11 protein-coding genes are annotated in these 12,561 nt (G+C 57.1%); 10 read left to right on the forward strand and 1 reads right to left on the reverse strand.

Annotation, left to right across the window (positions count from 1 at the left end; all coding sequences use genetic code 11):
* The first annotated feature begins 117 nt into the window (after positions 1 to 117).
* The gene (locus RDV48_12435; protein MDQ7823598.1) at positions 118 to 2,226 is read left to right on the forward strand and encodes a rhomboid family intramembrane serine protease; all 2,109 of its coding nucleotides are present in this window, start codon (positions 118 to 120) and stop codon (positions 2,224 to 2,226) included.
* Positions 2,227 to 2,363: 137 nt separating this feature from the next.
* On the opposite strand, the gene RDV48_12440 is transcribed toward RDV48_12435, so the two are convergent.
* Positions 2,364 to 2,897 carry a hypothetical protein gene (locus RDV48_12440; protein MDQ7823599.1) on the reverse strand — a complete coding sequence of 178 codons (534 nt, stop codon included), beginning with the start codon at positions 2,895 to 2,897 and terminating at the stop codon, positions 2,364 to 2,366.
* A 136-nt stretch (positions 2,898 to 3,033) separates the two neighbouring features.
* Between RDV48_12440 and RDV48_12445 the strand changes: the two genes are divergently transcribed.
* The 9 genes from RDV48_12445 (at position 3,034) to preA (ending at position 12,558) form a co-directional block, all read left to right on the forward strand.
* A complete protein-coding gene (locus RDV48_12445) occupies positions 3,034 to 3,567 on the forward strand; it encodes a hypothetical protein (protein ID MDQ7823600.1) in 534 nt (177 codons plus the stop codon).
* Between the two features lie 142 nt (positions 3,568 to 3,709).
* Positions 3,710 to 3,934, forward strand: coding sequence for a hypothetical protein (locus tag RDV48_12450; protein ID MDQ7823601.1), 225 nt, complete (start codon positions 3,710 to 3,712; stop codon positions 3,932 to 3,934).
* A gap of 241 nt (positions 3,935 to 4,175) precedes the next feature.
* A complete protein-coding gene (locus RDV48_12455) occupies positions 4,176 to 5,012 on the forward strand; it encodes a nitrilase-related carbon-nitrogen hydrolase (protein MDQ7823602.1) in 837 nt (278 codons plus the stop codon).
* Between the two features lie 66 nt (positions 5,013 to 5,078).
* Complete coding sequence (locus tag RDV48_12460; protein MDQ7823603.1) at positions 5,079 to 6,938, forward strand: aldehyde ferredoxin oxidoreductase family protein; 1,860 nt, start codon at positions 5,079 to 5,081, stop codon at positions 6,936 to 6,938.
* Positions 6,910 to 7,143, forward strand: coding sequence for a hypothetical protein (locus tag RDV48_12465; protein ID MDQ7823604.1), 234 nt, complete (start codon positions 6,910 to 6,912; stop codon positions 7,141 to 7,143). Before RDV48_12460 ends, RDV48_12465 begins: the two co-directional genes overlap by 29 nt.
* A 51-nt stretch (positions 7,144 to 7,194) precedes the next feature.
* The gene (gene hydA, locus RDV48_12470; protein MDQ7823605.1) at positions 7,195 to 8,577 is read left to right on the forward strand and encodes a dihydropyrimidinase; all 1,383 of its coding nucleotides are present in this window, start codon (positions 7,195 to 7,197) and stop codon (positions 8,575 to 8,577) included.
* 69 nt (positions 8,578 to 8,646) lie between these two features.
* Positions 8,647 to 9,954, forward strand: coding sequence for an aspartate aminotransferase family protein (locus RDV48_12475; GenBank protein MDQ7823606.1), 1,308 nt, complete (start codon positions 8,647 to 8,649; stop codon positions 9,952 to 9,954).
* 14 nt (positions 9,955 to 9,968) lie between these two features.
* Entirely contained in the window at positions 9,969 to 11,294 is a 1,326-nt protein-coding gene (locus RDV48_12480) for an FAD-dependent oxidoreductase (protein MDQ7823607.1), read from the forward strand.
* 1 nt (position 11,295) lies between these two features.
* A complete protein-coding gene (gene preA, locus RDV48_12485; protein MDQ7823608.1) occupies positions 11,296 to 12,558 on the forward strand; it encodes an NAD-dependent dihydropyrimidine dehydrogenase subunit PreA in 1,263 nt (420 codons plus the stop codon).
* Positions 12,559 to 12,561: the final 3 nt, after the last annotated feature.

The following is a 12,561-nucleotide window of genomic DNA, read 5'->3' on the forward strand; positions in this document are numbered from 1 at the left end:
TCTCATCATCACCCCCGGGGAATTCTTCCCGGGGGGAGGAACGGGGGAATGCCGCGAATGGTATAGAGTAACCTGAATTGGACCGGGCACGGAGTGCTTCTCCACGGAAGGGCTGTCATGGAAGAATCACCACTTAAGCGGACTTCGGGACCAGCTCCCGGCATGAAGGGTGCCGGGCTTTCTCCCCCCGTTGATGCAGAGCCCTCGGTCACCTATGCACTCATGGGATTATGCACGGTGATCTTTCTCTTCTGCCAGGTCCCGTCTTATCATGCTCTCGTCGCGAAGGCCCTGGCGCCTTCCAGTCATGCCATCTGGTCAGGAGCATACTGGGGCCTTCTCACCTCTGCCTTCGTCCATTTTGCCTTATGGCACATATTATTCAACATGTGGTGGCTTAAGGATTTCGGCGCTCTTCTTGAGCCGACCATGGGAAGGATGAAATACCTCATATTCATCATTTTCTCCGCCATAGTAAGCTCCGGCGCCCAGCTCGCCTTTTCCGGTGAGACTGGTATTGGTTTCTCAGGCGTGATCTATGCCATGTTCGGCTACATCCTTGCGACCCGGCACCAGATTCCCCTTTATCGGCGCCTCGTCGATAAGCAGACGACTATGTGGCTTCTGGGATGGCTTATGCTCTGCGTGATTTTAACTGCCACCAATATCTGGAATGTAGCAAACGCCGCCCACATTGCCGGTCTTATCTTCGGCTGCTGCACCGGCAGCGCTTTCACCGTGAAGGCCCATAAAGCCCTCTGCAGGGCGGTGCTGCTCCTGCTCCTTATGGTCACCGTTGCCTCGGTTACCTACATGCCCTGGTCGGCTCTCTGGCTGTATCAATCCGGCAATTATGCCCCGGCAATCAAAGCCTTAAGCGCCCGGATCGAAAGAGATCCGGAAAACGGCTCCCTCTCCTTCATGCGCGGCTTTTCTTACTACTCTCTGGAGGATTACAGGCATGCACTCAGGGACTTCGACAAAGCCATCGAGCGGGATCCAGGGAATCCGGATTCCTATAAGCACCGCGGCCTCTCTTACTACTTTCTCGGGGAGTACAGGCAGGCAATCAGGGATTTCAACAGAGCCATTGAACTGGATCCGGGAACTGCCTGCCACTATTACAATCGCGGCAGCTGTCATGAGAAACTGGGGGAGTACAGGCAGTCCATAGCAGACTTCAACAAAGCTATTGAACTGGATCCGGAAGATTTTTATTTCTCTTATGATCGCGGTGTGTCTTACTATAATCTCAAAGAATACAGGTTGGCCATCAGCGATTTCAGCAAGGCCATCAAGCTGGTTCCAATGAATCCGAATTCTTACGAGACCCGCGGACTCTGCTACTACTTTCTCGAGGAGTATATGGAGGCAATCAAGGATTTCAACAGAGCCATTGAACTCAATCCAAATGCCTTGGAAAGCCATTACCGCCGAGGACTTGCCTTCCAGATCCTGGGCAACAACAAGCAGGCACTCAGAGACTTTGACGAAACCATTGCGCTGAAACCATCATATGGCGACGCTTATTATGGCCGCGGGATTTCATTCGAGGAACTCAATGATTCAAGGCAGGCCATCAAGAATTACAACAAAGCTATTGCGCTGAATCCTGCTGACAGCTATGCCTACTACAGCCGCGGGATTTCTTATCAGAGCATGGGGGATTACAGGCAAGCCGTCAATGACTTCGACAAGGCTCTCGAACTCAATCCGGCTGAAGGCGATTCTTATTACCGGCGCGGGCTTGCATATTCCTGCCTCAAGGATTACGGACAGGCCGTCAGGGACCTCGACAAGGCCATCGAACTGAATCCGGAATCCACTGACAGCTATTACCAGCGCGGCCAGATCCATAAGCTTGCGGGAAGTTATCGACAGTCGCTCAGTGACTTCAGCAAAGTGATAGGAATGGATGCCGGCCATGCAGGGAGCTACAACAGAATCGCGTGGCTATTGGCCACCTGCCCGCAGAAGGAGCACCGGAACGGCGCGAAAGCAGTCTCCTATGCCACGAAAGCCTGCGAGCTTAAAGGATGGAAGAACTGGTCATTCCTGGATACCCTGGCAGCGGCATACGCGGAGACAGGAGATTTCAGAGAAGCAGTCCGGTGGGAGAGCAGGGCTCTCACGTCCAAAAGCAAGACCTTCACTGACGCCGACAGGGTTGACTGCCAGAAAAGGCTTCAGCTTTATCGCGAGGGAAAACCTTACAGGGAGAAATAGAAGGCACCATAAGACCGAAGCGCCAGGGAAAGCCGATTGGTCTGACTGAGGTCAGGCGACATTCTCCTCTTCAGCCTGCAGGGTTTGTTTATCCAGCTATAATCTCGATTGCAGGGAGAATAGTGCCCAGCCTCTCTTCACAGGCCTTTCGAGACAAACTTGAAGGTCTTCGCAATTCTTGCCGTCATGGCGTCGTACTTCGCCTTCTCGCTGCGGGGGTAATAGAAAATGAAAGTGGCGTCGATATCGCTCTCGTCAACCTTCTGGCGGATTGTCTTGATATAGAATACCCTGTCGCCGTCAAGGCCTGAGAGGACGAACCACTTTTCCCCGCCGGCCTTGTAGGTCACTTTCTTCCCTTCCTTGTTATAATCCTCAAGATATGAAGCAAATGACTCCTGCATGGTCCGCTCAAGGGCGTTGAAGGAGCCGTACACCGTGAGGCTCACCTTCCCGTCTTTCGAGGTGAAGGTTCTCCCGTCGTTGTTCACCGGGGCTTCTCCGGCAACGAGGCCTCCGGGGTACTCCACGCAGTAGCCGAAACGGGCATTGGTGTAAGTGCCGTAGTCCCGGGAGGCTGCGAGGGCCTCATCGCAAATCCCGGCATAAAACAGCACCGCCAGGGCCATGCCAGGGAGAAAAAAGAGTGCACGGATCATTTTCAGGTTCATTGGTCCGCTCCTTCTCATAGAATAGTCTCCCACAGTATAGCACATTTTCAACACCTCGTCTAAGGATGACGGGAAAAGGGAGAGCCCCGTCGAATTACAAAGATACATGGCAATAACGAGAAATGAGGTGAAACCCATGAAATGCATCAAGTGCGGAGAAGACAACCCTCCTTCCCTCCTGCGGTGCGACTGGTGCAAGGCACTCCTTCCCCAGACAGAGGATCTCTCCATGAGCGAGGCAATGGGAGAGGTCTTCATCACCGACGAGCAGGCCGGCGGAACAAAGAAGGAAACGACCTCATTCAGGCCTCTTGAGATTGTCGAGGAGGCCGTGGAACAGCTCAGAGAAGGCTCCATCACCATCGAGGACTTCGACAAACGCCTCGAGGGAGCCCTCGCGCCCCTCCAGGGCCTTGTCTCTAAAGTCCAGGCCCTCCCCCACGATGCGCGGGGCTTTGCCTCCAAGGGATTCGTGATGATAGAGGAGGGCTACGGGAAATTCGCCGATGCCGTCGTGACTCTGATGACAGGCTTCGAGGAGCATGACGAAAAGACTGTCCAGAAAGGCATCGAAGGGGTTCAGGAAGCCACGGCAATCTTCAGAAAAGCCTATTATGTGGGGAACGATGAGCTCAGCGAGTCAGAGCCCCAGCCTGCCGAGGGGCAATAAAATAAACACAAAAATATGTATTCATCTTAAATTGTTAACATTTCAGCAAAGATAATGTAACAAAAAAGGGGCCTTCTTCCCTTTACAAAAAGCATTTTTTGGGAGATAATAAGGATAACAGAACTGCAAGGAGGTCATTACAATGATAAAAGATTTCGTTCAGAACTTCGGCAAGCCAATCCAGCAGGGTGAAGCATCATTCAGCCCCATGCTTGATGTGATGAGAGGCCAGTCCCTCAAGGAGGTCGGCAGCCATCTCATCAAGGGTGAGTACTCACCCCTCAAGGTGATACCTGACGTGCTCCAGGGCAGGTACTCGGCAGTGGCCGTCTTCAGGGAGCTCGGCGAGATGTTCCACGGTAAGTAAGGTTTAAGGAATAGCGCAGACGAAAGGGACACTTCGGTGTCCCTTTTTATTTTCCCCCTCTCTAAGCGCTCCCATGAAGGAATGGGCCTCTTCCAGGATGAATCTTTCAGAGAGATATAAGTCCGCGGCACGTGATACCCACATTATTAAGCGAGGAGTGAAAGCTATGTCATCAAGAATGGTGAAGTGCGCCCTTATCCAGGCGGCCAATGTCATCCCCCCCTCGGCGAAGCCCGACAAAATGAGCGGCGATGAACAGAAAAAGGAAGTCCTCGCCATCAGGGACGCCATGATCGACAAGCATGTGAAGATGATTAAAGATGCGGCGAAAAAGGGAGTGAAAATCCTCTGCATGCAGGAGATCTTCGCAGGGCCCTACTTCTGTGCAGAGCGCCACCCGCGCTGGTATTACCTTGCCGAGCCGATCCCCGGCCATACGACTGAAATAATGCAGGGCCTGGCAAAGAAGCACGGCATGATCATCATCGTGCCCATCTACGAGACCGTGATGACAGGTGTTTACTACAACTCGGCGGCAGTGATAGATAATGACGGCAAGATCCTGGGCATCTACCGCAAGAACCATATCCCCGAGGTGCCGCCGGGCTTCAGCGAAAAATATTATTTCAAGCCGGGCAACCTGGGCTACCCCGTGTTCCGCACCGAGTACGGCACCATCGGCGTCTATATATGCTACGACAGGCACTTCCCCGAAGGGGCGCGCCTGCTGGGCCTCCATGGCGCTGACATCATCTTCAATCCCTCTGCGACAGTGGAAGGCGTGTCAAAATACCTCTGGGAGATCGAGCAGCCCGCCCATGCCGTGGCAAACGGCTACTTCGTGGGAGCCATCAACAGGGTCGGCACCGAGGCGCCCTGGAACATGGGGAGATTTTACGGGAACAGCTACTTCTGCAGCCCCAGGGGAAAAATAATCGCCCAGGCAAGCCCCGACAAGGACGAGCTCCTCGTGTCAGACCTCGATTTCGACGAGGTGAGAGAGGTGCGCAACACCTGGCAGTTCTTCAGGGACCGCCGTCCGGAAACCTATGAAGACATGGTAAAGCTGCTGCCCTGAGATGCCCTCACTGTTCCGGCAGTCTGAAATACCTGACAAATAAGGTCTGAAAGAGGGGGAGTTTGTGTGGGTTTCGGATTCCATGGGAAAATCCTGGTGATTGATCTTGCCGCAGAGAAGACATCGCTCCTCACCTTCAACGAGGAAGAGGTGAAGAAGTATTTCCTCGGCTCGGGCCTCGCGGCGGAGTGGCTCTACGAGCGCTTCGACGCTTCCCTTGACGCCCTTGACGAGAGAAGCTCCCTCCTCATGTTCTGCGGGCTTCTCACGGGGAGCCCCCTTCCCGGGACCACGAAGCTCTCTGTCTGCGCCAAATCGCCCCTCACGGGGATATGGAACGAGGCGACGGTCGGGGGCCACTGGCCGGTGGAGCTGAGAAAGACAGGGTATGACGGCCTCCTCATCACGGGAAGAGCGCGGGAGAAGGTGTACCTCCACATCACGGAAGAGCAGGTGCTCTTCAAGCCTGCCGGGGACCTCTGGGGAAAGGACACCTTCGAGGTCGAGAAGATCCTGAGGCCCTCTCTCGACAAAAAGGCAAAAATCGCCACCATCGGCCCCGCGGGGGAAAACCTCTCCCTCATCTCCAGCATCATGTTCGAGCCCCCCATAAGCAGGGTGGCCGCCCGGAGCGGCACAGGCGCCGTGATGGGCTCCAAAAACCTCAAGGCCATCGTGGTGCTGGGATCGTCGGGAAACAGGATAAAGATGGCCCACCCCGACGAGCTCAAGGTCCAGCTCCCCGGTGACGTGGAGGAGATAAGGAAAAACACCGTGGGCCTTTACAACTTCGGCACTTCCGGCGGCGTGGAGGCCGTAGAGCATTACGGCGACCTCTCCATCAAGAACTGGCAGCTCGGAGCCTGGAAAGAAGGGGCCAAAAAGATATGCGGCCAGACCATGCAGCCCATGATGCTGGACCATCACCATTCATGCTACGGCTGCCCCATAAGGTGCGGCAAAATATACCGGAATGACAGGCTCGGCCTTTACGGCCACGGGCCCGAGTACGAGACCATCGGGACCCTCGGGGCGCTTTGCCTCAATGACGATCCCGAGCTTCTGGCCGAGGGGAACGAGTGGTGCAACCGCTACGGCATCGACACCATCTCAACGGGAAATGTCATCGCCTTTGCCATTGAAGCCTTTGAAAAAGGCATCATCAATGAAAAGGACACGGGGGGCCTGACGCTCCGCTGGGGCGGAGAGAGCATGGTGGCCCTTGTCCACAAAATCGGCAGGAACGAAGGCCTCGGAAAGATCCTGGCCCAGGGCGTGAAGCGCGCCGCCGAGGCAATCGGGGGCAACTCGGCGGAATTCGCCGTCCACACCAAGGGCCTCGAGTACCCCGCCCATGATCCCCGGGGCCACGTGGGAATGGCCCTCCACTATGCCACTGCCGGAAGAGGGGCCTGCCACCTTGACGGCCTCACCTATTTCCTGGACAGGGGCATCCCCGCCCCTGACTTCGGCTACACGACGCCTCCCAATCCCCACGACTCGAGCGACAAGCCGCCCATCGTCTTCACCCTCCAGAACTACCTGGGCACCTTCAACCCCCTGGGGATGTGCAAGTTCCTCTTCCTGGGGCGCGTGGGGCCGAAAAAGATTGCCCGGTGGCTGAAGTTCGCCTGCGGGTGGGATTTCACGATGGAGGACGTGCAGAGGACCGGCGAGAGGCTCTTCAACCTTAAAAGGCTTTACAACGTGAGGCTGGGCATCAGCAGGAAGGATGACATGCTTCCGCCAAGGCTCTTTGCCGAGGCAAAGCCCGACGGAGCAGCACAAGGCGTGCTCCCCGACCTGGGAAATATGCTCTACCGCTATTACCAGCTCAGGGGATGGAGCAGGGACGGCATCCCCACGCCTGAGAAGCTGAAGGAACTGGAGCTTGACAGTGAAGTACACCATTACCGCCATCGCTAATCTCCGCCATTACCTCCCCGGTGCCAGCGAGTCCATGGCTCTGGAGGGGGGAGAGAATGAGGAGGCCGGAGCCATCGCCAGGCTTGCAGGCATACCTGAAGGAGAAATTATGGCCCTGAAAGTGGGCGGCGAGGTCGTCGCACCAGATTACCGTCTCAAGGAAGGCGAAGAGCTGGTCGTTTACCCTGTGCTTTCCGGTGGGTAAGGGCTCCCTTGCCGCCTGGCTTTAAAGAATACCTGAAAGGGGGATTTTTCCGTGGAGACTGTGATAAAGAACGGGACCATCGTCACGGCGCAGGACATTTACAAGGGTGATGTGGGGATAGCCAAGGGGAAAATCGCCCTCATCGCCGACTCTATCACTGCAAAAAAAGGGACCGAGGTCATCGATGCGAAGGGCATGTACGTGATGCCGGGCGGCATCGACATGCATGTGCACCTTGAGCTTCCCTTCTGCGGCACTGTGAGCAGGGACGACTTCGAAAACGGTACGAAGGCGGCTGCCTGCGGAGGCCTCACGACGCTCATTGATTACGGGATCCAGCAGAAAGGCCACTCGCTGCTGGAAGCCATCTCGGCGCGCAGGAAGTGCGCCGACGGGCGGGTCTCTATCGACTACTCCCTCCACGGCGGCATCACCGACTGGGCCCTGGCGCGTCATGAGATGGACCAGGCGATCAAGCTCGGCGTCCCCTCCTTCAAGATGTTCATGGTATACCGGAACGAGGGATGGATGGCCGATGACGGCGACCTCCTCCAGGCCCTCGAGGCCACGGCCCGCAACGGCGGCCTTGTCATGACCCACTCGGAAAACGATTATATCATCCAGGCCCTCCTGAAGGAGCACGGCCCCAGGGCTAAGGAGCTCGGCGCTTACGGCCATGCCCTCACCAGGCCCGACTACTCGGAGATTGAGGCCATAGTCCGCGTGGTGAAGCTTGCCGAGGTAACAGGGGGACGCCTCTTTATAGTCCACATGTCCACGGGGGGCGGCGCCGACGCCGTCAAGGCGGGCCAGGACAGGGGCGTCAAGGTCCATGCCGAGACATGCCCCCAGTACCTCCTCCTGGATGACTCCCTCTTCAAGAAAAAAGACGGCCATCTCTACGCCACGTGCCCCCAGATCCGCAAGAAGCCTGACATCGAAAGGCTCTGGATAGCCGTACAGCGTCATACCGTTGAAGTCATCGGCACCGACACCTGCACCTTTGACAAGGCGCAGAAATCAATGTGGAAGGGCGATTTCCGCAAGATCCCCTACGGCATGCCCGGCGTGGAGACCGTCATCCCCCTGATGCACACCTACGGCGTGGTAAAGAAGAAATTCACGCTGCCGAGGCTTGTGCAGCTCTGCAGCACCAACCCTGCAAAGATTTTCGGCCTCTACCCGAGGAAGGGAACCATTGCGCCCGGATCCGATGCCGACATCACCATATTCGATCCCCGCAAGGAGGGCACGATCCACTGCAAGGGGATGCAGACCAACTGTGACTGGTCACCCTTTGAAGGGTACAAGCTCAAGGGGTACCCGGCCTGCACCCTTGTAAGGGGAAAAGTGGTGGCAAAAAACGGCAAATTCGTCGGTGAAAAAGGCTACGGTCAGTTCATCGCCAGGAAGCCCTTCGGAGAGCTGGCGTGAGGGTTTTCGAAAATTTATTCGCAATTGCCAGGGCATAAGTGATTTTACACCACATATAAGGAGGAAAGCATGTTAGAGACAAAGCTCAGCAGGGAAGAAATCAAAAAGATGCGCGAGGAGTATCTTCTCCCGAGCACCATGACGTATTTCAAAGAGCCCATCGCCATTGTGAGGGGGGAGATGCAGTACGTCTTTGATGACGAGGGGAAAAAATACCTCGATGCCTTCGGCGCCGTGGTCACCATAAGCGTGGGCCACTGCCACCCCGACGTGGTTGCCGCCGTCATCGAGCAGACCAAGACCCTCCAGCACATGACGACCCTTTACTATCATCCCATTATCGTGCTCTACGCCAAGAAACTGGCAGAGAAGAGCCCCGGCGACCTCAAGGTGAGCTTCTTCACCAACAGCGGCTGCGAAGCCAATGAGCTCGCGGCTATCCTGGCGAAGAACTACACCAAGACCCACGAGTTCATAGCCCTCACCCATTCCTTCCATGGCAGGACCCTCATGGCCATGGCCCTCACCGGGCAGTCCCTCTGGCGCCACAGCATCCCCTATGCCTACGGCGTGAGCCATGCCCCTGCAGCTTACTGCTACCGATGCCCTTATGACCTCACCTACCCTTCCTGCAAGGTCACCTGCGCCCGCCAGGTGGAGCAGATCGTCAAGTACTCCACAACCGGCAAGATAGCGGCCTTCATTGCCGAGCCCATGCAGGGCTTCGGCGGCGTGACCCTTCCTCCCAAGGAATATTTTCCCATAATCTACGAGATAGTGAAAAAATACGGCGGCCTCTTTATCTCCGACGAGGTGCAGACAGGCTTCGGGCGCACGGGCCGCAAGTTCTTCGGCATCGAGCAGTGGGGCGTGCAGCCTGATATCATCACCATGGCCAAGGGAATCGGCAACGGCATCCCCCTGGGGGGGGTCATCACCACCAAGGACGTAGCCGAATCCATGCGCGGCAAGGTCCATTTCAACACTTACGCGGGGAACCCCGTCTCAATGACTCAGGGATTGAAGGTCCTTGAAGTCATTGACAAGTACAATTACTCTGAGAACGCCTTCCAGATGGGCAATCTCCTCATTGAGGGCCTCAACGCGCTTAAGGCAAAGCACCACATCATAGGCGACGTGAGAGGCATGGGCCTCATGATAGGAGTGGAGCTCGTGCGCAACCGCGCGACCAAGGAGCCGGCCTCGACGGAGCTCCTGGAGGTCATGGACAAGTGCAAAGAGAGAGGCCTCCTCATCGGCAAGGGAGGAATGGCCGGCAACGTCTTCAGGATCAAGCCCCCCATGTGCATCACCAGGGACGACGTGGAGTTCATACTGAAGACCCTCGACGAGGTGCTCGGCGACTATAAATATTAAAAGGAGGAGCTGCAATGCACGCAGGCGTGCTGCTGGAAATGACAAAGACTCTTGATTTCGGGCAGGCCGTGGCGGAGGCCAACAGGTGCCTTCTCTGCCACGATCCCCCCTGCTCGAAAGGGTGCCCTGCCGGCACTGACCCGGGGACCTTCATCAGGAAGCTCAGGATGAGGAACATCACGGGAGCCATCAGAACCATCAAGACCAACAATATCCTGGGGGGATCATGCGGCATCCTCTGCCCCACGTGCCGGCTCTGCGAAAAGGAGTGCAGCGCCACCGGCATTGACAGGCCCATCCAGATAGGGCAACTCCAGAGGTTCCTCGTGGAGCACTCCTATGATATCGGCTTCAAAGTCTTCCCGAAGCAGGCGCCTTCCGGGAAAAAGGTGGCCGTCGTGGGCTCGGGGCCCGCAGGCCTGAGCTGTGCTGCCGAGCTTGCAAAAGCGGGCTTTGCAGTCACCATCTTCGAGAAGCTCGCCGAGCCCGGCGGCGTGATGAGGTACGGCGTGCCCACCCACCGCTTTGACGGCACCCTTCTCACCAGGGAGATAGGAGATATCAAGGATCTCGGCGTGACCATCAAATGCAGCTCGCCGCTTGAAGGAGAGGCCGGGGCGGAGAAGCTCCTGGAGCAGGGGTTTGAAGCCGTCTTCCTGGCGCCGGGCCTCTGGGGGCCCGTGAGCCTCAGGGAAGGCCAGGGAGCCGCAAAGGGAGTCCTCTCCTCGGTGGAGTTCCTGAAGAGCAGGAGGGAGAACGGCGCCGCCCCGGACTTGCTGAAAGGCAAAGCCGTGGCCATCATCGGCGGCGGCTCGGTGGCCATGGACTGCGCAGAGTCGGCCCTCATCATGGGCGCCCGCGACGTGTACCTCGTGTACCGCCGCTCCTTCACGCAGATGCCTGCAGAAGACGCTGAAAAGATAAATGCCCTGGCAAGCGGCATCCATTTTATTCTACTGGCCCAGCCCCTTGACTATGTCACTGATGGAGCGGGAGCCCTCAAGGCGCTGAAGATCATCAGGACGCGCCTGGGCGAGCCCGATGCCTCGGGAAGGCAGAAGCCCGTCGATATCCCCGGCTCCGAATGGCTCCTGGAAGTGGACACATGTATCGAGGCCATCGGCCAGGAGCCTGAAAAGGATTCTCCCCTGTGGTATCCCTCCGTCAAGGTCAGCGGCAAAAAGCTCATCACCGCTGACAGCGCCACAGGGAAAACATCGGCGAAGCGGATATACGCGGGGGGCGATGTTGTAAGGGGACCGGGCCTTATAGTGGAGGCAGTCAACGACGGCAAGACCGCAGCAAAGGCCATCATAGCTGACCTGGGAAGCGAGGTGTAAAATGAGCACGGCTGATCTCTCAATTGATTTCTGCGGCGTGAAGTTCCTGAATCCCTTCATGCTCTCCTCATCGCCGGTGGCGAACTGCGCCGAGATGGTGGGGCGCTCCTTCGATGCCGGGTGGGGCGGCGTATCCTACAAGACCATGGTGACCGACAGGATCCCCATCATCCATCCCTCGCCAAGGATGCAAGGCTATGACTACGGCGACAAGAAGCTCGTGGGCCTCCAGAACGTGGAGCAGACAAGCGACAGGGGCCTCAAGGCGAACCTCCTGGATATCATGTACCTGAAGAAGCACTGGCCCCGCCACATCGTCATGGCGAGCATAATGGGCTTCTCCAACCAGGAGTGGGCAGACCTTGCCAGGGCCTGCACCGACGCGGGCGCCGACCTTCTGGAGCTCAACTTCTCGTGCCCCCACATGACTGTGGAAGGCTCGGGGGCAAAGGTAGGCCAGTGCGAGCACCTCGTGGAAACATTCACGGAGACGGTGAGGAAGGTGACGAAGCTCCCCCTCGTGGCCAAGATGACGCCCAACATCACCGACATCACCATCCCCGCCCTCTATGCGAAAAAGGGTGGCGCCGACGGGATTGCCGCCATCAACACCGTGGCAGGCATATCGCAGATAGGCATTGATGACATGGTCATAAAGCCCAACGTCTTCGGGAAAGGCGCAATGAGCGGCTTCTCGGGACCTGCAGTGAAGCCCATAGGGCTGAAGATGATCGCCACTCTGGCCCTCAACAGGGAGCTTTGCCTGCCCCTCTCGGGAATGGGCGGCATAGAGACTTGGATTGACGCCCTGGAATACCTGCTGGTGGGAGCCTCGACCCTGCAGGTCACGACGGGGATCATTCATTACGGCTACCGCATAGTCGAGGATATGATAGAAGGGCTTTCCGACTATATGGCGACACGGGGGATAAAAAACATAAAAGAGCTTGTGGGAAAAGGCCTCAAGAACATCTGCGAGCCCGACAAGTTTGACCTCACCAGGCAGGGAATCGCCAGGTACGACCTTGATCGCTGCTGCGGCTGCGGCCAGTGCTACAGAGTGTGCCACGACGCCGGCGGCCAGGCCCTCGAGTGGGACGTCGAAAAAAGAAGGCCCTCACTTGACGAGGACAAGTGCCTGAGCTGCATGGTCTGCAGCTTCGTCTGCCCTGTCCACGACCTCATCACCTACAAGGAGATGCCCCAGGGGTGGAAGCGCAAGGAGACCGTCACGCTGGGGAAAGAGATGGAGAAAGTGGGGTAGCCT

The sequence above is a fragment of the Candidatus Eremiobacterota bacterium genome (genome assembly GCA_031082125.1).
Classification (GTDB): domain Bacteria; phylum Vulcanimicrobiota; class CADAWZ01; order CADAWZ01; family Ess09-12; genus Ess09-12.

Bases quoted from the DNA above. Each gene is read 5' to 3' on its own strand.
- RDV48_12435 (MDQ7823598.1), top strand. From the start codon at position 118: ATGGAAGAATCACCACTTAAGCGGACTTCGGGACCAGCTCCCGGCATG.
- RDV48_12440 (MDQ7823599.1), bottom strand. From the start codon at position 2,897: ATGAACCTGAAAATGATCCGTGCACTCTTTTTTCTCCCTGGCATGGCC.
- RDV48_12445 (MDQ7823600.1), top strand. From the start codon at position 3,034: ATGAAATGCATCAAGTGCGGAGAAGACAACCCTCCTTCCCTCCTGCGG.
- RDV48_12450 (MDQ7823601.1), top strand. From the start codon at position 3,710: ATGATAAAAGATTTCGTTCAGAACTTCGGCAAGCCAATCCAGCAGGGT.
- RDV48_12455 (MDQ7823602.1), top strand. From the start codon at position 4,176: ATGAGCGGCGATGAACAGAAAAAGGAAGTCCTCGCCATCAGGGACGCC.
- RDV48_12475 (MDQ7823606.1), top strand. From the start codon at position 8,647: ATGTTAGAGACAAAGCTCAGCAGGGAAGAAATCAAAAAGATGCGCGAG.
- RDV48_12480 (MDQ7823607.1), top strand. From the start codon at position 9,969: ATGCACGCAGGCGTGCTGCTGGAAATGACAAAGACTCTTGATTTCGGG.
- preA (MDQ7823608.1), top strand. From the start codon at position 11,296: ATGAGCACGGCTGATCTCTCAATTGATTTCTGCGGCGTGAAGTTCCTG.